Origin of the sequence: Thalassoglobus neptunius, assembly GCF_007859735.1 — a bacterium.
Taxonomy (GTDB): domain Bacteria; phylum Planctomycetota; class Planctomycetia; order Planctomycetales; family Planctomycetaceae; genus Thalassoglobus; species Thalassoglobus neptunius.
Genome location: NZ_SIHI01000053.1, coordinates 1 through 21,273 on the forward strand (window position 1 = coordinate 1; position 21,273 = coordinate 21,273).

The window sequence follows — 21,273 nt, forward strand, 5'->3', positions numbered from 1 at the left end:
CACCCACAACTCACCCTGAACTTCCGATTTCCGTCGCCCCAACGCCATCGTTTCCTCCTTGATCAACTCCAACTGCTGAAAGATAATTCATCTCCCCCATCAATGCGAGTTTTTCAACGGGCTGCTAAGCTTATGGCCATTCTTGCATTGAAAACGGTGAGACGAATCTGCGTTGTCCATCGAACAGATCTCCATGCGTGTCCTTCGACGCTGACTGTCCGTTTTCGCTTCTCGTGCGAAACCGTGAAGACCGAGCGTCTGCGAATGACTGAGTGAGTCCTTTCTCTCTGCGGGATCGCGTTTGCGACGAGCGGCAAGCTCTCTGTCAACGCCGACTCATGGAGAAGTCTTCGCCTCAATCGGGGGGAATACTCATGAAACCCCGAAACGGAGAAAGTGACCGCGACAATTTGGAAAAATCTTCTTTTCTCTCTTAGGCGTTCAATGCGTCACTTCGCATGGGAACTGCAGTCTTGTCGCTAGTCGATCTGTCCCAAATCGGAAACTTCGTCTCCAACGTGCGGCAAATAGAGATGAAAACGAATCGAAATCAACCGGAACGCAACGATGAACGCGATGGCGACCGGAGCCGCGAAAGCTTCGATCGATGGAACCGAACGCATCAGGATATAGATCCAACTTCCCACGAATGAACAGGTCGCAAACAATGGAGCCGGTCGAAAGAGGCTGGGAACGCGATTGCAGATGACATCTCCCATCACGCCCCCGAAGGTGCCGGTTACAGTTCCGAGCAACGAAGCGACGAACCATGATGTTCCCTCATCGATCGCGGCACTAGTCCCCGCGACGCTGAACAGCCCGAGTCCAAGAGCATCGGGAATACTCAGGTATCGCTCCAGGTAAACGGGGACAGTCTTCAGAACGGAGCTGATCAACGCAATCACGAAGACGATGACGGGGTAATGCTCTTCTCGAATCCAAAACAGTGGATGCCGATCAAGAAAGAGATCGCGAAGAGTCCCGCCTCCGAAAGCGACGACGAGGGCGAGACAAAACACGCCGACAAAGTCCATATGATGCCGACGCGCCAACAGCACACCATAAAACGCACTGGAAACGACAGCGAGCAGTTCGATGACGCGATACATTGACTCTTTTTCTAAGAAATTTTCGAGAGAGCTCTTTACATCAAGACCGGCAAGAATCAATTCGCACTCTGTGGACTCACTTCGCGTCCTTCGAGTCCGAAGCTTTCAACTCGCCGGAGAAAAACTTGATGATCCGATCGTTGCTGCGCGCGTAAGACCTCAACTTCTCGATTGAAGTGGGAAGACTCATCACATCGACATCCAACTGAAGAACATCGACTTTGGAATCTCTCCGTGCGATGAGAAACAGCGTTCCCTGATCCGTTTGAAATTTCTGACTGTCGATCACAACAGCGGCATCACGACCATCTTTGGTTTCGCAAAGAATCGGAATTCGTCCCCCGGGATGCGCAAACGAACCTTCGCAAACGGCTGACTGCGGCCCAGAGCTGCTCCGCATCGAACTTCCTGACGAACCTGCACTCCAGAAGACGACCTTGAGTCCGTCTGGAGAGTCCAAATGAATCGTTACCGCCTCAACTGCTGCAACGTCGATCCCCGGGATCGGGTTCTCAGCAGCCATCGACCAGGTTGCGCTACTCGAACGCACTCCGGTTTCTCCGTGTGAGGGACGGCAACTGTGTAACAGAGAGATTCCCGCTACGAGGATTGCAAGCCACTTGATTTTCGACGTCATCGACATGTCCTTGAGAGAGACTGCGTTCAGAAACACACTTCAGAAGACACACTCTTCATGATCGAAACTGATCCGATCGTGAATCCACAAGCTTGATGCTCAGGAATCCAAGGACGAGCGTGATAGATCACAGCCAAACAGTGTACCATTTCTGACTGCCATGACGATTGCTCGCGACAGGCTTTCCCATACAACAAACGACACGGACCCAATAATGAAGATCCGGAAAATCGCGATCAGTCTGGGATGGATTTTCTGCACCGCTCTCACGAGCCTCGCACAAGACGATGTCCCCGATCAATTCGCTGCAGATGCCGAAATCGAAGCAGTCAAATCCGCACCGGCTGACGTGGAAGTTCAGCCTGCTGTCACCGATCAAATGATTGAAGAGCGTCTGGAGAACATTCTTCGTGCGACGGAATGGTTCCTTCGCCCACAAGTTGAGGTGAACGAAGGAGTCGCATTCATCAGTGGCGAGGCAGAAACCGACGAGCATCGAAAGTGGGCGGGAGACCTTGCGAGGAACACGCAAGACGTTGTCGCAGTGGTCAATAAGTTACAAGTGACGCCCAAGAGCATCTGGGATTTCACACCGGCATGGATTGAGATCCAGAGAATGGGACGCGAAGCGGTCCAGGCGACGCCACTTCTCCTCCTCGGCCTGCTTCTGTTCGGGCTGACCTGGGTTTTCGCGACAATGTCGATGCGAATTGCTTTCGCACTTTTTGAGAATCGGTTGCCAAGCCCACTCTTGAGACACGTCATTTCCCGAGCCATTGCAATTCCGGTCTTCCTGTTTGGGATTTATCTGATTCTCAGAATCTCCGGGCTGACACAAATTGCGATGACGGTGCTCGGAGGAACGGGTCTTATCGGTATCGTCATCGGAATTGCGTTTCGCGACATCGCAGAGAACTTTCTCGCGAGCATTCTCATCAGCATTCAGCGACCGTTCTCTCTTGGTGATCTCATCCAGGTTGGAGGTCACGAAGGTGTGGTTCAGCGAGTCACCACGCGCGGAACGCTGTTGATGACATTGGATGGCAATCACGTTCAGATTCCCAACGCCACGATTTATAAGAACGTTATCAAGAACTTCACCGCCAATCCAAAGCGGAGATTCGACTTCCTGGTCGGGATCGACTATCTCGATTCTGCGTCGAAAGCCCAGGATGTGATTCAGCAAATGCTTGAAGACCATGAAGCGATTCTCGACGATCCCGAACCGATGGTGCTCGTCGAGGAACTTGGCACTTCGACCGTGAACCTGCGCGTGTATGCGTGGATTGACGGAAGCCAGTACAGTGCAGCCAAAGTTCGTTCGTCGGTCATTCGCTTGACCAAGCGGGCCATTTCCGATGCTGGACTCACGATGCCCGACGAAGCACGTGAAGTGATCTTCCCTAATGGCATTCCCGTCACAATGATCGACGACCAACGGCGAACAAGACATCCGCACGAACAGGAGTCTTCGACATCAGTGCCCGCTGCCGAACCGGAAACCGTCCAGAATGAGTCGGAAGGCGGCTTCAGCAGTGAGATTGAAGAAATCGAGAAACAGGCACAGGAATCATCTCCTCCCGACAAAGGAGCGAACCTGCTCGACACTGCCGAACAAGAGTGACTTGCGTCTGTGTTTATGAACTTTGTGCATTCGGTTTAACTCGTTGCGCATGATGATCGAAACGCTCGATGATCGAATCGCTTGCTCCTGAAAGTCGCTTATGAAAGCAGACGTTGAGATGTTCTCGATATTCGAAATGTCTGAAACAGAAAAGAGCCCGACGACAACAGTCATCGGGCTCTATGATCGGTTTGAAAATCTCAACGAAGCTTATTACTCGACGGTTGAACCTTTGAATCCAGCTTCGGCAAGGGCTGTCGTGGCAACGTCCTGCGGAACTTCTCCGTCGAATTTGACGACGATGCGACGATCGTTGATCACGCCCTCTTCTTCTTGTGGAACGAGTTCAACAAGACTCACTCCGTCGAGTCCTTCGAGAGTTTCTTTGACCTTCGGGTAGCACGCAAACGGACAGTGCATTTCTGGCACTGCAAGCGTTACTTCATCTCCAGCGGTGAAGGCCGCAAGATCAGCGGCGGTTGCGGTTTCTGTCATTCCTTCTGTGGCGGCCGGAACTTCGCTCGTTGACTGCTGATCCGAATTTGTACAACCGGCAACTGTTGTCGCAACAGCGACGGCAACGGAAAGCATCATCCACTTTGACATGTTCAAAGACTCCAATTTTTGTGTTCAATAAGTCTATCGATCGTTCACTTTTCAATCGATGAAATTTCTCATTTGGCAATCTCAGCAAATTCGACGAACTCGCGTTCTTGCCGTCGTCATTCTATCACCATCAACATCCATCATCTGTGGAGTGGTTCACAAAGTCGATCTGTAAAACACAGATTGTTCAAAAATGAGAACGGTCGACGTTCGCCCCACTCTTCGATGTTCCCGATGATCGCGGCCCGATCGTCGACTATGGTTTTCTTACGCAGAAGAGTTGGCTTCCTGTTCGCAAGATGAAGCTGTCGTTGGCGACTGCAACACCGTAGAGAGTCGGGGCAGAAAACATTGCTTGGGCGCTGCGTCGTTCTTCTGTCTCTTCCTCAGCGACGGGAACGTTGTTCACTGGCGGATTTTCTTCCGTCCAGAGTTTGTTTTCGGCAAGGACTTCAAACTCTCTTCCCGATCGAAGGACTGATGTCGTCCCTGACTTTCCGAAGAAGTAAACTCGCTCGCCGACACCGATCGGGGTTGCCCAGCAGGACTCTGAGATGCGCTCGGTGAAGACGTCGACGCCAGTTTCAACATCAACGCAGAAGACGACAGCTGAACGATTCACCCAGTAAGCCACGCCATCATGTGCAACGGGTGAGGCCCAGGATGGGGTCGCCTTCGGAGTCGTCCACTGAAACTTCGGAACATAGTCGCTTCCCTGTTTTTCGACGACGAGCAGGCCATTCGATTTACGGGCCATCGTTGCATTTTCGCCCTGCCGCCCTGCGGAAGCACCGATGAAGAACTGACCCTCACCCGGAGATTGAGGTGTTGTTGCCCTGTTTCCTCCGACCTGATCGAACGTCCAAAGCTCTTTTCCGGTCTTGGTGTCATACCCAATGACAGTTCCGTCCGAGCTGCATACAACTTGCGGTTCTCCACCGATCTCGACGATCGCGGGCGAACTCCAGTTCGTTCGAGGTTTTCGATCAGTCTTCCAGAGGGTCTCGCCGGTCTCTTTGCTCAAAGAAATTAGATAAGCCGCTTCTTCATCATCGATCAGGATAATCACTTGATCGTCGGTCTGAACGGGTGAACTTGAAAGACCGAATTTGTTCTTCGGGCGACCATAGTCATCCGAGAGCGATCGCTTCCAGCGTTCTTCACCGGATCGCGTCAATGCGACCACATCGCCACTTTCGAAGTATGCGTAGATTCCGTCTGCGTCAACGACAGGTGTTGGAGCAGCCCGGCTGATGTAGACACTCGCTTTTTCGGGGAACGTCGATGCGGTCTCACTTTCCCAACTCAGATCTCCGGATTCGAGATCGAAAGCAACGACGTGAAGCGTGTTTTTATCGGCTCCTGAAACGGATGTGACAAACACGGTTCCGTCCCAGACGACAGGCGAGGATTGCCCGTACCCGGGAAGTTGACGCTGCCAGGCGATTCCCTCGCTGGGTGACCAGCTCAACGGAAGAGATTCCATCTGAAGCTGGGACGCTCCCTCACCGAGAAACCCAGGCCACACTCCTTGCTGCTGCTGAGGAGCAGCAAGAGCCAAAACAATCATGGAAGGAAGTATCGACATATTGAACTTTTCTAGATTTTGAACAAGTGAATAGCTGCTTCCGGTTCTGACCTGAAAGACATCACAACGGTCAATCAGCAGTTTTGCTTGACGCTTGACGGAATCCGCGTTCAGAACGCCACAATTGTAGTCATGATTTCCATTTGAACGACAAACGGCAAGTGAATGCAGTCGAGATGACTCCGGCCGAATCACAACTCGCAGAGTCACTGAAGGAAATTCATCGAATCTCGTCGTCGAGGATTCGCTTGCTGGACGACTTCAACACCGCTCATCGCGAATCCCCGAGGACGAACCAGAGATTTTAGAACTCGGCGATAATCTCTCCTCCACCGCGAGTTCCCAATCCTTACCAGACTCCCCGATCGATGCTGTCACCGACAAATCGGCAGGCTCCATCTCCCAGGAGAGCTTGCACTCCGCCGACGTGACGGCTTCTCGCTGCTTTCAATCCACGATTCCCCCAGAAGAAGCAGTCGTATCGTGGACTGTTTGGCGTGTAGAAGTGATTGTACATCGTATTCTCGTACGCTTGCCCGGCCCACAGTCGACCTCGACTCGCCATGAATCGATTCACGCCTCCCGGAACATCCTGGTCACAATTCGCCGCAGTCACTTGCGAAGCTGGGACGACCAATCCCATGTAGAGCTGTGGATCGGCATCTGCACCGGCAGGGAGGTCTTCCCCACCTGGACCGAGCAGACTTTCTGAAATGAGAACGGTGTTACTCAGCCCATCTGTGCAGTCCGCAAATCGACGCCAATGCAGCGACGAGAACATTCCATCAGCTGCGTTCCCGGAATCGCCGTCATCGTTGGGATCGGAAACCTGATTGATTCCCGAGCCACTGCAAGCGACGTAGTTCGTCGGAGCTGAGTCCACGACCCCGGAAGGACTGGAGACAAACGCTGATCGGTCACTCGGACACATGTAAACCGGAATCATTTGCTTGATCACGTCCTGATGCTCTGGTCGAGGGGGTTGGCCTCCTCCCGGCGGGTAGAGCGTCAAGTTCATGTCCAACTGATTGAAGGTGTTGGCCTGATCCAGGTACGGCAGAATTGAGGCAAGGTAACTCCACCGGAACGTTGTTCCCTGTGCGGGATCATGCACACCGTTCCAGCCACACGGGAGCCGACGATAAACGGACTCATAGTTGTGGAGCGCCAACCCGATTTGTTTGAGATTGTTTTTACATTGCGTTCGACGTGCAGCCTCCCGAGCTTGTTGCACTGCTGGCAACAGCAGTGCAATCAGAATCGCGATGATCGCGATCACGACAAGGAGTTCAATTAACGTAAATGCTTTTCGACGCGGTGCCGCGGTTCTATCAACTGACATTATTTGTGATTCCATTTCTGTAAGAATTTTTTCTTCCCGGCGTTTTCAACACACGGATTGAATCACCGAATGCGGAATTCGCGCTGAGAGGGAGGCGCACTGTTTACACCTCGCACTCGGTCGGACGCACGAATCACTTCGCCCAATTGACTGAAGTGTTTCCGTGCAGACCAACTGGCAGATCGGCGCACAATTCGATCGCAGAACGATGAACAATGAATGGAGAGAGTTGTTGTCTCGACCGGTTAAAAGCGGCAGGTGGTCGCACGCTCACGTCAGGCCTGTAGCCAGCCTTGTGGAGAGCGAGCCAAGTCCTGGGTGAGCGTGCAAGCACACGCCGCTCCAGAGAGCATCCACGGCGCATTCAATGAACGCGATGTCCGGATGCAGATGGCAGCCTGAGACGGAAACGACCCTCAAAGGAAGAAATGGAGCCGCGGGGGAGGATCGGGCGGGCTGAGCGTTGCACTCTCCAGCAACGTATCGACAGGATGAAGCGTGTCGATCGGAGTAAAGAGAAGGTTCAGGTCATCGAAACTGAAGGTCCCAGCCCACAGCATGGAATCAGCCCCCCCCCCGATTCCGCGACACTTCAACGCGAAAATCCCAAGTACCGTTTTCGAATTCGGTGAGGCAATTTCCTTGTCAGCTGCTGCCTCCGAATCATTAGCGACCTGCGATTCTGCACAAGAGGCGACGCCACCGCTGCCACACAATCGAGCACAATGTAAAGTGTCACTCTGCGACGGATCAGCATTCAAAGTGAGTGCATCAACATCGCAGAGTGAGTGGCCCGCCTCATTGTGTTCAAGACATTCTGAGTTCTGAACTTGCTCGCCATTTCCAGACTGAAGCTGGCCTAATGAAGTCGCTTTCACTTCGATCGTCTGATGGGAACAACAGACTTGTTTTCCGGTCGCAGAATCTTCTTCATTCACCGCAGCAATCTTGACGAATTCCGGGATCTCAATTTTGTTCTTAATCCCCCAACTCACCTTTTCGGCATTGGAAAAGCAGCAGCAACTTTCCCAGCACGCTTCGGCTGAGAGACACCCGCAGGGACGATCCTGACAGGGAAACGGCGTTGAGCGATCTTTGTGATTGCCGGCAGCTTGAGAACTCAGCTGCACCGAGAGAGGCACCATCGCCAGCCCAATACCGATCACGACCATCAGGCAAAGAATCCTGCGGTTTATCGATGATCGAATTGTCTTGAGCCTACGGGGCACGTTTTCAACTATGCTTGATGCCAAGCCGTCTGTCTCTTTGATCAGACGGCAACCCGGGCTCGCTCTCCACGAAGATGATCCTAACTCAGGATGCGTTAGGTTGCCAGATTCGTCGTTTAAGATGCACGCGAATCTGAATGAGTTCCTTCTATTGAGAAAGTCCCGATCCGTCAGCGATTCCGTTCTGAACCGCGATCAGAAAACATCCGAGATGCTCCGAACATGTGAGGATCTGAAGAAGTGCCGCGGAACTCACTTTTTATTTCGGGAGTATTCAACAGACGCTGGCCCATACGCTTCAAGGTCAACCAACTCAGATTGAACGCCGTCTTCCGGAACCGGTTGTCGCGCGGTCCAGACGATGCCATTCAGGATGAACCGTCTCAAGTCGGGTTGCTTCCAATTCTTGTAGAAGTGGGGCATCACGATTCCAAAACCTCGCCCACCGTCTGGACGATCGATTCCCCAAGCGACAATTTCTCGTTGAGGCGATTCCGGCGGAAGCATCGATGTTGCGAAGACTGTGACGTTGGCAGCTGGACGATTTCTGTCCGGACCGAAATAGTTGTTGATATACGGTTCGTCGTGAATCGTGAATTCCTTCCATCCTCGCGAGACAGGATGTTCGGGAGTCGCTGGGACGATCGTTGCTTCGGGGACGATGCGAGCGATTGACTCATGATGAGGACACGACCGGTTCGCAAAGTATCCTCCCATCCAGTTCAAAAGAGGATGGGACCCATCTTTGGAGACGTCCATACCCAACAAACCGGTGGCGTAGTGCAAACAGACGATGCCGCACCCGCGATCCATCATCTGAGCAAGGTCGCGCAGGTTTTGAGAAGGGTTTTCGAAACGATTCGCAGGAAATGTGTCACCGATGAACACAATCGTATCGGCCTTCGCGCGTTGCTCTTCGCTTGGCCATTGATCAACCACGGTGACCGTCATGCCTTCCAGGTTGGAAGCATTTTCCAGACATCCTTCAACCACGCGGCCTCCAGCCAGAACCTCGTGCGAACCGGGAGGATGTCCACTGGGACCAACCACGACGAGCACATGAGCGTTTTCTTCAGCCACAGCGACGGAGACGGACGCCACCACAAAAGCAGTGATGCTCAAGAATGCAATGAAAGTTCGCAACATGAAGGAACCTCAGTTCAGTGATCGCGGTGAGTGGGATGCGTAGTGAGTGCGACGATGAATACTGGCGGGAACCAGAATTGTGGTCCAGCATGACCAGTGGGTCAATCGTCCGAGTCAATCGTCTGAGTCGGTCATCTTGTCATCACGAAAGAAGATCGCCAGCCAAATGGATTGTTCAGTGACTGAAGTTTCCAAGACACGATGCCGACGATGGGCCGGAATCAGAAGTGCATCGCCTGGTTTCATTTCTACGACGGACGACTGATCTTCAAACTCGATGACTCCCGCACCTGTCAGGAGAACGACCCATTCGTGTTCTGCCTGATCGTACCAGAAGTCCGGAGGTGAACGATGCCCCTGCGAAACGATTCGCTCCACCCGGAATTCCTGGCCGGACAGTAAAGACTCGACAACTTCCTCCGGCAGATCCCCCGAGACGGGTTGGAAAAGATTCTTCATCACCGAATCACCTTTGACTGAGGTATTCTTCGATTCGCTCGGCTTTTCGGAGCAAATAGGGAATGTGTTGATTGTTGGCCTCGACGAAAGCGGCCAGCAGTCGCATGTGATCTTTGAACTCCTCCGTGAACTTTGCGTTCTCCTGATCTCGCCAGGTCGTGCTCAACGCATCCAGCTGACTGGCGAGACTCGCGGACTGGTCTGAGAGCGTGCTGTTGAACTGTTTGAGCTTCATTGCAAATGCCCGAAGCTCTTCGGGGTTGGCAATTGCTTGAGCCATGGAAATCTCCTGCAGGCGAAAAAGAGGACAGCTCTCCGCATGACAAATACCTTGAGACAACTAAGTTTCAAAGTCTTTTCATGTGTGAATGCTTTGCGGTCTTTTCATTCGGTCGGTACGATCTTGGCAATCGACAAGAAGTCTGTCTATTGCGATCACCGAACACCATACAAAACGTTCAGTCAAGACGAGAATCGTCCGCACGATGAGGTGATTCCAGGAGGAATGAACGTTGTCGAAATGAAAGCACACCCGAAACAATGAAACAAACTGTTTTTTGTGCGGCGTTAGCCGGAGTATTCTCGGTCACGTCGCTCTTCGCCGCTGGTCCGAATCAGCTCACCGAAGCTGAAAAACGATCCGGTTGGGAACTCCTCTTTGATGGAACCTCGACTGAGAATTTTCGCAACTACCAGAAAGACACAATCAGCGATGGCTGGGTCGTTGAAGATGGTGCCTTAATTCGAAAAGAAAAAGGTGCTGGTGACATTATCACCAAAAACAAATACTCCGCCTTCGAACTGATGCTTGACTACAAGATTTCTCCGGGCGGAAACAGCGGACTGATGTTTCTGGTGACCGAAGAGTACCCAACTCCTTGGCGCTCAGGTCCGGAAATTCAGATTCAGGACAATGTTGACGGGCACGATGCTCAAAAAGCTGGCTGGCTCTATCAGCTCTATCAGCCACCCAATGATCCGGAAACTGGAAAACCGCTCGATGCGACTCGCCCTGCAGGCGAATGGAATCAACTCCATGTGATCATTGACCCGAAACAGTCTGAGATCAACATGAACGGTGTGCGCTACGTCCGCTTTCAAGTGGGAAGCGACGACTGGAACAAGAAGGTCGCTGCCAGCAAATTTGCTCCGTTCGAGAACTTTGGTAAAGCCAAAGAAGGACACATCGCACTTCAGGATCATGGAAACGAAGTCGCTTTCCGAAACATCAAGATTCGCGACCTCGGACAAGACAACGCTGTCAAGAATCCCGTCGACAGTGAACTCGGCGTCAAACCGAAGCTCGCTTTTCCAAACTTGACCTGGAAGAACTGGGAACCAGTCGACGAGAAAGGACGACCTCAGTCATTCCGTCCGATCGTGGTGACTCATGCGAACGACGGAAGCGGTCGCCTGTTCGTGATGGAACAGCATGGAGTCATTTACTCGTTCGAGAACAAGCCTGATGTGACGGAATCGAACGTCTTTCTTGACTTGCGAGAGAGCGTTAAATACGCCGACCGTCAAAACGAAGAAGGTTTTCTGGGAATGGCGTTCCATCCCAAGTACAAAGAAAACGGTGAGTTCTTCGTCTACTACACAGAGGTTCCGGGACAGGTTTCCGTCATCTCTCGATTCAATGTTTCGGCTGATGATCCCAACAAAGCAGATCCCGACTCGGAACTCGAGATCATGCGAATCGAACAGCCGTTCTGGAATCACAACGGCGGAACAATCGCTTTCGGTCCGGATGGATATCTGTACGTTGGCCTCGGCGATGGCGGCAGCGCAAACGATCCGTTCAACAACGCTCAGAATCTCTCCAGCCTGCTTGGCTCGATCTTGCGAATTGATATCGACAGCACTCAGGATGGCAAGAACTACGCGATTCCTGAAGACAACCCCTTCATTCGTGATCGCGAAGCCCGCCCGGAGATCTATGCGTATGGTCTTCGAAATGTCTGGCGAATGTCATTCGACCGCGAAAGCGGAGACCTGTGGTGTGCCGACGTCGGTCAGAATCTCTGGGAAGAGATCAACATCATCGTCAAAGGTGGAAACTACGGTTGGAACCTGAAAGAGGGTACCCATCCGTTCGGCTCGTCCAGCGCTCTCAACACTCAGGTCATTGATCCGATCTGGGAATATGATCACGGAGTTGGAAAGTCGATCACTGGGGGAACTGTCTACCGTGGATCACGTCTTCCATCACTGAATGGAAAATACATCTACGCCGACTACGTCTCAGGATTGATCTGGGCATTGAACTATGATTCAACTCAGAAGAAAGTCGTGTCGAACGATTCCATTCCGAGCCCACAGATGCCGGTGATTACGTTCGGAGAAGATGCTGAAGGCGAAATTTACTTCTGCATTGTCACCAACGACGGAAACGGCATTTACACTTTCGTTGCCGAATAACTCAGTTCGTTTCGGAACTCATTCCCCGCATCAATCGATTTTGGTGCGGGGATTTGTTTTCATCAGGGGGAAAAGATGGAGTGGGTGATCGCACTGGTCACGCTGACGGCGATGGAAATCGTTCTCGGCATCGACAACATTGTTTTCATCAGCATTCTGTGTGGCAAGCTTCCGTCCGCCCAACGAGCGATGGCCAGAACAATCGGTCTTGGCCTGGCCATGGGAACGCGGATACTTCTGTTACTCTCACTGACCTGGGTCCTGGGGCTCACTCAGCCCATCTTCTATCTGACGGATTTAGGGATACCAGCCTCTCTCGTTGAAACCGAAGAGCAGACGAAATTCCGACTCGCGACAGAAAACGATGTCGAATCCCCTGCTCCATCAGACGACTCTTTGGATTCTCAGGAAGAAACCGATCCCCATACCGAAGAGGGAACGCTTAGCCATAGTTCGCATGGACACGACGAACACAATATCAACTCAGTCTCGTGGCGAGACTTAATCCTTCTCCTGGGAGGCCTCTTCCTCATCGCCAACTCTGTTGTCGAGATTCACCACAAAATCGAAGGCGAGGGAGACTCACACTCGGCTCAGAACACGGGCAACTTCTGGACGGTCATCGTCCAGATTGGAATTCTCGATATCATTTTCTCTCTCGACTCTGTGATCACCGCGATCGGAATGACGGACCATATTAACATCATGATTCTCGCGGTCATCATTGCCATTCTTGTCATGATGCTCTTTGCCGGGATCATTGAAGGGTTCGTCGAGAAGTATCCCACCATCAAAATTCTGGCGCTCAGCTTCCTGATTTTGATCGGTGTGCTGCTGGTCGCTGAGGGAATCGGAACCCCTGTTAATAAGGGGTACATTTACTTCGCAATGGCATTTTCACTCGCCGTCGAGTTGGTCAACATGCAGATTCGTGGTGGTCGAGGTGTTCCGACAACATCAATGGAATTAATCGACGAAGATAAAGATCAGTAATCGCGACATCCTTGAGATCGCAAATCATGCTTCGGTCAAACCCGGGAAATCCACTGTGTCGACCCACTGCGTCGATCAGCGTTCCAAGTCCGCTTCGTCCAGTGGGATCATTGATAGTCCGAGACGTTTGCGATCTTCATCGAGTTGCGCAACCCAGACGGTCACGACATCTCCGAGACTCACGACGTCCAGCGGGGAAGAAACGTACTGATCGGACAGCCGGCTGATGTGAACGAGCCCGTCGTTCTTCAATCCGACGTCGACGAACGCTCCAAAGTCGACAACGTTTGAGACGACTCCCTGAAGCTGCATTCCGATCTTCAGATCTTCGAAGTTCATGACACCGGAGCGGAACAATGGCCCGGCGACATCTTCGCGAGGATCACGCCCGGGACGAGAAATGGCTTCAAAAACCTGCTCCACTGTAAACCGATCGCTCTGCAACGAAGTCGACAGCTCATCAAGGTTCATCCGTTCCGCAGCCAGTTTTTCAGATTGCCCTTTCAGAAAGGACTGGGGATCGGCTCCGAAACTCTTCAGCATCTGACGAGCAAGCGAGTAGCTTTCCGGATGCACCCACGTTGCATCCAGAGGTTCGTCTCCATCCGCGATTCTTAAGAATCCTGCAGCTTGAGTAAACGTGGCGGGTCCAATGCCGGGGACATCAAGAAGTTCCCGCCGTCGTCGAAATGGTCCACTTTCCTGACGACGCCGAACGATCTTCTCAGCCGATTTACGATTCAGACCGGACACATACTTTAACAGTTCCGTACTGGCACGATTCAGATCCACTCCCACGCTATTGACACACGAGACAACCACTTCGCTCAATGATTGTTCGAGCTGTTTTTCGGGAAGGTCATGCTGATACATCCCAACACCAAGGTGTTGCGGTTCGATCTTCACCAGTTCACTTAACGGATCTTGTAAACGTCGGCCGATCGAGAGCGTCCCACGAACTGTGGCATCGAGGTCAGGAAACTCCTCCTGCCCCGCCTGACTCGCGGAATAAATACTCGCCCCAGCTTCATTGACGATTGTATATCGACACTGAAGATTGTGATTCTGGATCGCTTCGCTGACGAGAGCTTCGGTTTCGCGACTCGCTGTTCCGTTGCCGATCGCGATAACATCAACTTGATGTCTCGCAACAAGCTGGCACAACTTTTCAATCTGTGATTCGCGGGAGTCTTTACCGATCACGAAGACGAGGTCAGATTCCAACATAGTCCCAAGTCGATCGATGACAGCGACCTTACACCCCGAGCTAAATCCCGGATCAATCGCCATGACCGTCTTGCTGGGAAGCGGCGGTTGCATGAGCAAACTTCTGAGATTCGCAGCGAACACCCCCATCGAGTGCACATGAGCACTCTCAGTCGCTTCTCGTCTGAGTTCCCGTTCAACAGCGGGGTTAATGAACCTCTTCAATGATTCACTGAGACACTCGGTCAGAATTTGCCTCGCGCGGTGAGTTCCGAGTTCGAGATTGGCAGCAGCTCGTCTCTGAGACTGGTCACCATCCCAATCAAGCGAGACTCGCAAGACTTTCTTTTTCTCTCCCCGGTCAATGGCCATCACCCGATGCGGTGCTAAACGTTTGAATGGGCTTTCGAATCCTCCGTAGTCACTGAATGTCTTCTTGAGTTCTTCGTCTTTTTCGCCGGGCGCGAGCTTGGTCCGAATCACTGCCGTTCGCCGAGCGGTTTCGCGAACGATATCTCGAATTGCGACCAACTCAGAAATGCGACTGGCAACAATCTCCCGCGCTCCGTCCAAAACCGTCTGTGAATCAACAAGATCCGGATGCTTTCCAACACAGTTTGCAGCGACTTTGTCGAGTTGATCGTCACCAACTCGTCCATTCCAAATCGCCTCGGCGAGTGGCCCCAACCCGCGTTCAAGAGCTTCTGTCGCCTTTATTTTCTTCTTGACACGAAACGGCGCATAGAGTTCATCGAGTCGTCGTTTCGAATCTGCCTCGAGGAGTTGTTTCTGAAGCTCCGGAGTCAGTTTGCCAAGTTCGCGAAGCGAATCCATCATGCGAGCCCGAGTTGCGGCAACTTCTCGCAACGTGGCGATTCCCTCTTGAATCGCACGAATCTGATTCTCGTCGAGCCCCCCAGTTTGCTGCTTGCGATAGCGAGTAATGAACGGAACCGTATTGCCCTCATCCAGAATCTCAACCGTTCTGCGAACCGAATCAAGCTTCAGCCCGAGCTGTGATGAGAGTCGTTGAATCAATTCCTTTTCCGAGTCCATTCGCAATTTCTCCGTGACAACACCTCGCAAGCGGCACATTTCGCCGCTCTCAATTCGTAACAGCGTGGGATTGTAACGATTCTATGCGTTTTGTGTGATGCCGGGATCGTGCCGACGACGATGACAACGAAGAAGCACAAGTCATAGAGAAACTGCATCGAAGACCGCCCGAGAATTCATCAAATTGCAAGCGCGATGCAGGCCAGCTTCACTCTCTCCATTGATATGGCGAGAAACAATTGCGTTGCCGGATGTTCGGACATGAACTGCATTTGGGGGACCGACGATGCGTCTGCATTGGCGTGAGATTCAAAAGAAAATTCGCCACTGGGCTGCTCCAGTGGCTACGACACTGATGTCTGGCTCAGCCCTTTTGGCTCAGGCTCCGGTGCAGTTCCAACCGATGGCTCCCGCGCCGAATCCGGGCATCATTCAGGCCAGTGAACAACAGCATCTCGATCCCTACTACTCCGAGAACTATACGTACTCGCTCCCGACGAACGGAGCGCCGCACGGGCCGATCTATCCGCAAGATACGGAAACATCACGCTACGCCGCCTTCGACGTCGCGAACATGGTCGGAACGCATTTCGGAACAGTGGAGTCCGTCGCGTTCAGTTCCGTCAATGTCGCAACAGACGAAACCGTTGACGGCATTTTTGGCGTCCCAGCTGCGAATCGCGTGACGAACATCGCGGAAAACAACAGCCCGATTCCTCGCGACCGCTTTTACATGAGTTACAGCCACTTCGCAAATCCGATCTCCTCGCATATTCGCGTCGATGATCCGAACGATATGGATGACGACCTCCTACCGATCGCCGCGACGGGAACGAACGCCCAATTTAATCACGATCAATTCATGCTCGGGATTGAAAAGGCTTTCTTCGGCGACTCGATGAGTCTTGAACTGCGTGTTCCGATCATCGTTCAAGTCGATCAGTCCGTCCCGGGCGTCATCGATCCAACGTCGACGGCCTTCAGCATGGGTCGCGACGATCCCAACGGAAACATCTCGATCAACTTCAAGAGAGTCATCGGAGAGTGGCACGGTTGCTATGCTTCGGCACTGTTGACTGGCGGAGCGGGAATTACCTTCGCTGCGTCGGACACAACTCACGTCAGCGTCGGCGATGCAGAATTTTACGTTGACAACTCTGCCTATCACTTCAATCCATTCCTCGCCTTCGTCGTCAGCGGCAAAGGTCGATGGTTCTTCCAGGCATTCTTTGAAGCAGACTTCTCCACCGACGACATCACCGTCCATGTTCCGGGAGAAGGACGAGTCGGCTATGTCGACGTCCCTGACTATTACAACATCGACTTGGGAGTCGGGTACTGGCTCACACGCCACACCGAACGCCGATTCCTGAGAGGTGTCGCGCCGATTCTTGAATTCCACTACGGTCGACAACGACAGGATTCACAGGGATTCGCCTTCATCGCTGATGGCGACGAAACGTTGACCAACGCGGTCTTCGGCTCCCTGTACAACCGCCAGGACGTCTACAACTTCACATCCGGAATTCACACTGAACTGACTCGCTGGATGAATACACGAGTCGCTGGAGTCTTCCCGTTCCGAGGAGACGACCATCGCCAGTTCGACGCGGCACTCATGGTGCAGGTTGATATCGTTCGCTGAGATCCCGAACACCCAGGGATCGGTCTTTGAGAAATCAGCGACCGCCCGCAATTTGTGAGATCGAACGGAACGTCAACCATCGCAGAGAAGTGCAGAGAAACCACAAGAATGGCTTTAGCCGGGAGGCCATTCGAGATTTCTCTGCCCCAGTAGATGAAAATGCAGATGGTTGACTGTCTGCCCACCATCAACACCAGTATTGGCCACGACCCGGAATCCGTTCGTGAGTCCCATCTCCGCAGCCAGTTTGCGGATGACAAGCATCATGTGCCCGAGCAGCATTTGATCCCCATCATCAGTCTCAGCGAGAGACGCAATCTCTTTTCGCGGAATCACCAGAATGTGAACCGGTGCCTGAGGATTGACATCACGAAACGCGAGACATTGGTCATCTTCGTAGACGATGTCTGCGGGAATCTCTCCGTCGATGATTTTCTTGAAGATCGTTGGCTCCGGCATTGTCGCGGGTTCCTTGCTGATGCGATTCTTGAAATTGCCTGATCGTGAAAGTGCATGCCCCGAGGAGCGGCTTTCTTCGAGCTTCCTCATCTCATCTAAACATATCTCCGAGAACGAGATCAGCTCGACGAAGAAGAAGACCGTCGTCGTCGAATGGGAGCGGGACAGCAGTCCGCGGGACAAACATCCCAATTCGGCCCATACTGGCCAATTGCTTCTTTCTCCACATTCAGAAGCAATCGCTCCATGATCAATTTGCTCACGCATCGTACAAAATCAGGATGCGTCCCGACACTCGCGGCACGCGACATCGCCAGCCCCAGTTCCTCGCACTTCTCCGCCGCTTCCTCATCGAGATCGAACAGAACTTCCATATGATCCGACAGAAAACCGACCGGAGCAATCACGAGCCCTTCAACGCTTTGCTGATTGAGTTGGTCAATGTGGTCGAGGATATCAGGCTCAAGCCACGGATCTTCCGGACGACCACTTCGACTTTGATAGACAAGCTTCCAGCGATCTTGAGGAATCCCAATCGAATCAGCAATCAGCCGACACGTTTCTGAAAGCTGCTGAACGTAATCACACCCGTCCGACATCGAGCTTGGAATGCTGTGAGCCGTAAATGCAATGTAAAAACTTTGGCGAGCCGGTTCCGGAAGCTTTTCAATCGCATCCCGGATGCAGGCGACGTTCGCGGAAATAAACCCCGGGTGATTGTAGAAGGTCCGAATTTTGTCGACTTCCGGAGCTGACTCTCCGACCGCTTCTTGAGCAGCGTACACATTCTCTCGGTACTGACGGCAACCGGAATAGCTGCTGTAAGCGGAAGCGACGAAGGCGATCGCGTTCTGAATTCCATCCTCCTTCATCTGCTGCATCGTTTCCGTCAGCATCGGATGCCAGTTTCGATTCCCCCAATAAATCGGAATCTCAACTCCCTGGCTGGCGAGATCCGCAGTCACTGCCTCAATCAATTTTCTCATCTGCTGATTGATTGGACTCACGCCGTCGAAGTGGTAGTAATGCTCCGCCACTTCGAGCATGCGCTCACGCGGGACGTTTCGCCCTCTTAAGACATTCTCAAGAAACGGCATCACGTCTTCCCGCGATTCAGGGCCACCGAATGCGACGAAAAGGACCGCGTCGTAGTTGTATTCACTCACCAGAGTTCACTTTTTCCAGAAGTTGTTCCGCAACCGATTCTAACCTCAGAACCAGTTCGCGAAGAATGCTCGTAGTCCGCAACTTTCGCCACCTGAGGTGCAAGCTCTCTGGATTATTGTCAAACTCTACGAATCGTCCAGTCACCTCCTGCGAACTGAGTCTTGATCTACTGCCCTCCCGATGTCGACCCTATGGATTGGAAATTTCTGCTTCGAAGACGAATTGGAGTCTCCCAAAACACTTCCTCGCACGCTTCAAAGGCTTGAAGAGGAACTCACTCCGTGCCTGATCGCAGCTTCTCAGCCCGGGGATTTCATCCTCACAAGAACACCGTGGACTCCTGAAAGCTGGCCCGAACTGGAAGCCATGGGACTCGCTGACCGAACGTTTGTAACAATCGAAGAACTCCGCGATCTCAGACCTTCGATCGAGCGGACACAACCTTGGGGATGGACACAGCCCGCCCAGGAACTCTGCAAGAAATATCAACTCCCGGCACACTCCCCAAGCGCACAGTCTGTTCGCGTTGTGAACTCTCGAAGAACCTCGCGACAGCTCTCGATCGACCTTGGATGTCCATTGCCCGGAGAAATCATCCTCGAATCAATCGCCGATCTGACATCGGCTCTCACGTCAAAACTCTACGAAAACGGATTCGTCATCAAAACAGAACTCGGACAATCTGGCCGAGGGCAGATCCGATCGGAAACGCCAGGACTCACCGACAGTCAAGTTGCCTGGGCGAAGAAGCGACTTCAAGCGGGACAGCGACTCTTTCTTGAACCGCGACTCACGCCGATTCTGGAACTTGGAATCCAATGGGACATCCCCGAAACTGGAGACCCGGTCATATTCGCCGTTACTCAACTGAAGTCCTCTCCGCAGGGGCGGTATGCTCAGACAATCGTTCACCCGAATGATCTCCCCGAAGAGCCGACGACCGCGGTTCTTTCTTTTCAGAGTCAAGCTGTGCAGCGACTCCAGGCAGAAGGCTACTTCGGTTCAGTCGGAATCGATGCGATGATCTATCAGTCTCCGGATAACGAGATTCAGATTCGCCCCCTGCAGGACATCAACGGTCGCTGGACGATGGGCCGCCTCGCCTGTTTTTGGGCCCAGCATTGTTTCCCGAACCGAAAGAACGTCCGCTGGACACACGCTCGCGAAACCCCAACTCCCTCCGCCATTCGAACATCTCCGACTCGAATCAACGAACAACCCGTCGACCACGCAACATGGTGTCACGAATGACAGCCGACTCTGTTTACATCCATGTTCCGTTTTGCATCCATCGATGTGGCTACTGCGACTTCACAGTGATTGCAGGTCGCGACGATTTGATCGAGCACTACCTGAAATGTCTCGAACTCGAAATCGCTCGCTCCATCACCAGTCCGCAACCGGTCTCCACAATTTTCATCGGAGGAGGAACCCCCAGCTATCTCCCGGAACCAGCATTGCAACAACTACTGACCGTCGTCAACGAGTGGTTTCCGCTGCGGGAAGACGGGGAATTCTCGATGGAGTGCAACCCCGATGGACTCACTCTCGACAAAATAAAGATCCTTCGATCTCACTCAGTGAATCGAATCAGCCTCGGCGTTCAATCGTTTAATCCGCAACATCTCGAAACCCTCGAACGAACCCATCTTGCTGAGACCATCAACGCCGTCTTCGCTCAGCTGCGAGACCAACACTTCGCGAACATCTCGCTCGACCTGATCTTCGCCGTTCCCGGCCAAACACTCTCCGACTGGGAAGCGGACCTGAAAACAGTCATCGCTCTGGCCCCCGAGCACGTTTCGACCTACGGGCTCACGTTCGAAAAAGGAACCCAGTTCTGGACCCGCCGGATGAAGTCACAACTCATCCCCGCTGAGGATGAACTCGAACGCGAAATGTATTCCGTCGCGATGACATCGCTCCCAGCTGCTGGCTTCCAACAATACGAACTCTCAAACTTCGCCCAGCCCGGGATGGAGTGTCGACACAATCAGGTCTACTGGCAATCCGCCCCCTACTTCGGCTTCGGTCCCGGAGCAGCCTCCTATCTGAACGGAGTCCGGGCAATGCGTCACCGAAGCGTGACCACATGGATTAGGCGAGTCATCGCCGGAGAATCCGGAATCGCGGAAACCGAAGTACTCAACCCGGAAGACCGAGCGAGAGAAGCGGTCATGCTCGGCCTCAGACAAGTCGCAGGCATCGACCTCGATCAATTCCAACAACAATTCTCCCACCCACTCCCCGACCTCGCCCCCAACGCGTTCGATCGTCTCATCGAAGCTCAACTCCTCACCCTCGACCAAGGCAAACTCCGCCTCACAAAAACCGGCCGCTTCATCGCCGACTCCATCATGGCCGAATTTCTATAGGCTCCTCCGAAATCCTTCGAACGACCTCCGATCTCGCAACCTGTGTAGTGAATTCGTCATGCATTGTTGAAAACATCTCTGGAATCTGAGATGAGAATGCGCTAAAATCTGGTGATGAGTGATTCCCCACGAACGAATGTGTTGTTGGAAGTGGCAAAGCTGTCGCTTCGGATTGGACGCAAGTATGTCGAGCCGTATTCGCATGCGAAGA

18 protein-coding genes are annotated in these 21,273 nt (G+C 52.8%); 6 read left to right on the forward strand and 12 right to left on the reverse strand.

The annotated features are described in order from the left end of the window. Nucleotides 1-479 precede the first annotated feature (479 nt). Together KOR42_RS23390 and KOR42_RS23395 are read right to left on the reverse strand one after the other, a co-directional pair. Nucleotides 480-1,109, reverse strand: coding sequence for a trimeric intracellular cation channel family protein (locus KOR42_RS23390; protein WP_146512262.1), 630 nt, complete (start codon nucleotides 1,107-1,109; stop codon nucleotides 480-482). Between the two features lie 76 nt (nucleotides 1,110-1,185). After that, nucleotides 1,186-1,746: a hypothetical protein gene (locus KOR42_RS23395; RefSeq protein ID WP_146512263.1), complete on the reverse strand. Its 561-nt coding sequence runs from the start codon at nucleotides 1,744-1,746 to the stop codon at nucleotides 1,186-1,188. A gap of 214 nt (nucleotides 1,747-1,960) precedes the next feature. Between KOR42_RS23395 and KOR42_RS23400 the strand changes: the two genes are divergently transcribed. Next, a complete protein-coding gene (locus tag KOR42_RS23400) occupies nucleotides 1,961-3,370 on the forward strand; it encodes a mechanosensitive ion channel family protein (protein WP_146512264.1) in 1,410 nt (469 codons plus the stop codon). A 213-nt stretch (nucleotides 3,371-3,583) separates the two neighbouring features. On the opposite strand, the gene KOR42_RS23405 is transcribed toward KOR42_RS23400, so the two are convergent. From KOR42_RS23405 to KOR42_RS23435, 7 genes are all read right to left on the reverse strand, one after another. Continuing rightward, nucleotides 3,584-3,976, reverse strand: a complete 393-nt coding sequence (locus tag KOR42_RS23405; protein ID WP_146512265.1) for a heavy-metal-associated domain-containing protein — start codon at nucleotides 3,974-3,976, stop codon at nucleotides 3,584-3,586. A 256-nt stretch (nucleotides 3,977-4,232) separates the two neighbouring features. Then, on the reverse strand, nucleotides 4,233-5,564 hold the full coding sequence (locus tag KOR42_RS23410; RefSeq protein ID WP_146512266.1) for an outer membrane protein assembly factor BamB family protein: 1,332 nt from the start codon (nucleotides 5,562-5,564) through the stop codon (nucleotides 4,233-4,235). Nucleotides 5,565-5,913: 349 nt separating this feature from the next. Next, complete coding sequence (locus tag KOR42_RS23415; RefSeq protein WP_197441509.1) at nucleotides 5,914-6,906, reverse strand: DUF1559 domain-containing protein; 993 nt, start codon at nucleotides 6,904-6,906, stop codon at nucleotides 5,914-5,916. Nucleotides 6,907-7,322: 416 nt separating this feature from the next. Further along, nucleotides 7,323-8,078: a hypothetical protein gene (locus KOR42_RS23420; RefSeq protein ID WP_146512268.1), complete on the reverse strand. Its 756-nt coding sequence runs from the start codon at nucleotides 8,076-8,078 to the stop codon at nucleotides 7,323-7,325. A 309-nt stretch (nucleotides 8,079-8,387) separates the two neighbouring features. Further along, nucleotides 8,388-9,281, reverse strand: a complete 894-nt coding sequence (locus KOR42_RS23425; protein WP_146512269.1) for a ThuA domain-containing protein — start codon at nucleotides 9,279-9,281, stop codon at nucleotides 8,388-8,390. Between the two features lie 114 nt (nucleotides 9,282-9,395). Further along, on the reverse strand, nucleotides 9,396-9,740 hold the full coding sequence (locus KOR42_RS23430) for a cupin domain-containing protein (protein WP_146512270.1): 345 nt from the start codon (nucleotides 9,738-9,740) through the stop codon (nucleotides 9,396-9,398). Between the two features lie 7 nt (nucleotides 9,741-9,747). After that, on the reverse strand, nucleotides 9,748-10,020 hold the full coding sequence (locus KOR42_RS23435) for a WXG100 family type VII secretion target (protein ID WP_146512271.1): 273 nt from the start codon (nucleotides 10,018-10,020) through the stop codon (nucleotides 9,748-9,750). A 260-nt stretch (nucleotides 10,021-10,280) separates the two neighbouring features. Here KOR42_RS23435 and KOR42_RS23440 point away from each other — a divergent pair, with 260 nt between their 5' ends. Together KOR42_RS23440 and KOR42_RS23445 are read left to right on the forward strand one after the other, a co-directional pair. Continuing rightward, nucleotides 10,281-12,161 (forward strand): family 16 glycoside hydrolase, encoded by a 1,881-nt coding sequence (locus KOR42_RS23440; protein ID WP_146512272.1) that lies wholly within the window; start codon nucleotides 10,281-10,283, stop codon nucleotides 12,159-12,161. Between the two features lie 75 nt (nucleotides 12,162-12,236). Then, complete coding sequence (locus tag KOR42_RS23445; RefSeq protein WP_146512273.1) at nucleotides 12,237-13,154, forward strand: TerC family protein; 918 nt, start codon at nucleotides 12,237-12,239, stop codon at nucleotides 13,152-13,154. 75 nt (nucleotides 13,155-13,229) lie between these two features. On the opposite strand, the gene KOR42_RS23450 is transcribed toward KOR42_RS23445, so the two are convergent. Then, nucleotides 13,230-15,416 (reverse strand): helix-hairpin-helix domain-containing protein, encoded by a 2,187-nt coding sequence (locus KOR42_RS23450; protein WP_197441510.1) that lies wholly within the window; start codon nucleotides 15,414-15,416, stop codon nucleotides 13,230-13,232. A gap of 286 nt (nucleotides 15,417-15,702) precedes the next feature. Here KOR42_RS23450 and KOR42_RS23455 point away from each other — a divergent pair, with 286 nt between their 5' ends. Further along, nucleotides 15,703-17,061, forward strand: a complete 1,359-nt coding sequence (locus KOR42_RS23455) for a hypothetical protein (protein WP_146512275.1) — start codon at nucleotides 15,703-15,705, stop codon at nucleotides 17,059-17,061. A 114-nt stretch (nucleotides 17,062-17,175) separates the two neighbouring features. Here KOR42_RS23455 and KOR42_RS23460 read toward each other — a convergent pair whose 3' ends face one another. Both KOR42_RS23460 and KOR42_RS23465 read right to left on the reverse strand, forming a co-directional pair. Next, nucleotides 17,176-17,520 (reverse strand): histidine triad nucleotide-binding protein, encoded by a 345-nt coding sequence (locus KOR42_RS23460; protein ID WP_146512276.1) that lies wholly within the window; start codon nucleotides 17,518-17,520, stop codon nucleotides 17,176-17,178. 119 nt (nucleotides 17,521-17,639) lie between these two features. Then, complete coding sequence (locus tag KOR42_RS23465) at nucleotides 17,640-18,686, reverse strand: ferrochelatase (protein ID WP_146512277.1); 1,047 nt, start codon at nucleotides 18,684-18,686, stop codon at nucleotides 17,640-17,642. 181 nt (nucleotides 18,687-18,867) lie between these two features. Here KOR42_RS23465 and KOR42_RS23470 point away from each other — a divergent pair, with 181 nt between their 5' ends. Then, on the forward strand, nucleotides 18,868-19,938 hold the full coding sequence (locus tag KOR42_RS23470) for a hypothetical protein (protein WP_146512278.1): 1,071 nt from the start codon (nucleotides 18,868-18,870) through the stop codon (nucleotides 19,936-19,938). Continuing rightward, nucleotides 19,935-21,062 carry a radical SAM family heme chaperone HemW gene (gene hemW / locus KOR42_RS23475; RefSeq protein ID WP_231741094.1) on the forward strand — a complete coding sequence of 376 codons (1,128 nt, stop codon included), beginning with the start codon at nucleotides 19,935-19,937 and terminating at the stop codon, nucleotides 21,060-21,062. The genes KOR42_RS23470 and hemW overlap by 4 nt, the downstream gene beginning before the upstream one ends. Nucleotides 21,063-21,273 lie beyond the last annotated feature (211 nt).

Excerpts from the sequence above, each read along its gene's own strand:
- KOR42_RS23390 (WP_146512262.1), bottom strand. The coding sequence starts at position 1,109 with ATGTATCGCGTCATCGAACTGCTCGCTGTCGTTTCCAGTGCGTTTTAT.
- KOR42_RS23395 (WP_146512263.1), bottom strand. The coding sequence starts at position 1,746 with ATGACGTCGAAAATCAAGTGGCTTGCAATCCTCGTAGCGGGAATCTCT.
- KOR42_RS23400 (WP_146512264.1), top strand. The coding sequence starts at position 1,961 with ATGAAGATCCGGAAAATCGCGATCAGTCTGGGATGGATTTTCTGCACC.
- KOR42_RS23405 (WP_146512265.1), bottom strand. The coding sequence starts at position 3,976 with ATGTCAAAGTGGATGATGCTTTCCGTTGCCGTCGCTGTTGCGACAACA.
- KOR42_RS23410 (WP_146512266.1), bottom strand. The coding sequence starts at position 5,564 with ATGTCGATACTTCCTTCCATGATTGTTTTGGCTCTTGCTGCTCCTCAG.
- KOR42_RS23415 (WP_197441509.1), bottom strand. The coding sequence starts at position 6,906 with ATGTCAGTTGATAGAACCGCGGCACCGCGTCGAAAAGCATTTACGTTA.
- KOR42_RS23420 (WP_146512268.1), bottom strand. The coding sequence starts at position 8,078 with ATGGTCGTGATCGGTATTGGGCTGGCGATGGTGCCTCTCTCGGTGCAG.
- KOR42_RS23425 (WP_146512269.1), bottom strand. The coding sequence starts at position 9,281 with ATGTTGCGAACTTTCATTGCATTCTTGAGCATCACTGCTTTTGTGGTG.
- KOR42_RS23430 (WP_146512270.1), bottom strand. The coding sequence starts at position 9,740 with ATGAAGAATCTTTTCCAACCCGTCTCGGGGGATCTGCCGGAGGAAGTT.
- KOR42_RS23435 (WP_146512271.1), bottom strand. The coding sequence starts at position 10,020 with ATGGCTCAAGCAATTGCCAACCCCGAAGAGCTTCGGGCATTTGCAATG.
- KOR42_RS23440 (WP_146512272.1), top strand. The coding sequence starts at position 10,281 with ATGAAACAAACTGTTTTTTGTGCGGCGTTAGCCGGAGTATTCTCGGTC.
- KOR42_RS23445 (WP_146512273.1), top strand. The coding sequence starts at position 12,237 with ATGGAGTGGGTGATCGCACTGGTCACGCTGACGGCGATGGAAATCGTT.
- KOR42_RS23450 (WP_197441510.1), bottom strand. The coding sequence starts at position 15,416 with ATGGACTCGGAAAAGGAATTGATTCAACGACTCTCATCACAGCTCGGG.
- KOR42_RS23455 (WP_146512275.1), top strand. The coding sequence starts at position 15,703 with ATGCGTCTGCATTGGCGTGAGATTCAAAAGAAAATTCGCCACTGGGCT.
- KOR42_RS23460 (WP_146512276.1), bottom strand. The coding sequence starts at position 17,520 with ATGCCGGAGCCAACGATCTTCAAGAAAATCATCGACGGAGAGATTCCC.
- KOR42_RS23470 (WP_146512278.1), top strand. The coding sequence starts at position 18,868 with ATGTCGACCCTATGGATTGGAAATTTCTGCTTCGAAGACGAATTGGAG.
- hemW (WP_231741094.1), top strand. The coding sequence starts at position 19,935 with ATGACAGCCGACTCTGTTTACATCCATGTTCCGTTTTGCATCCATCGA.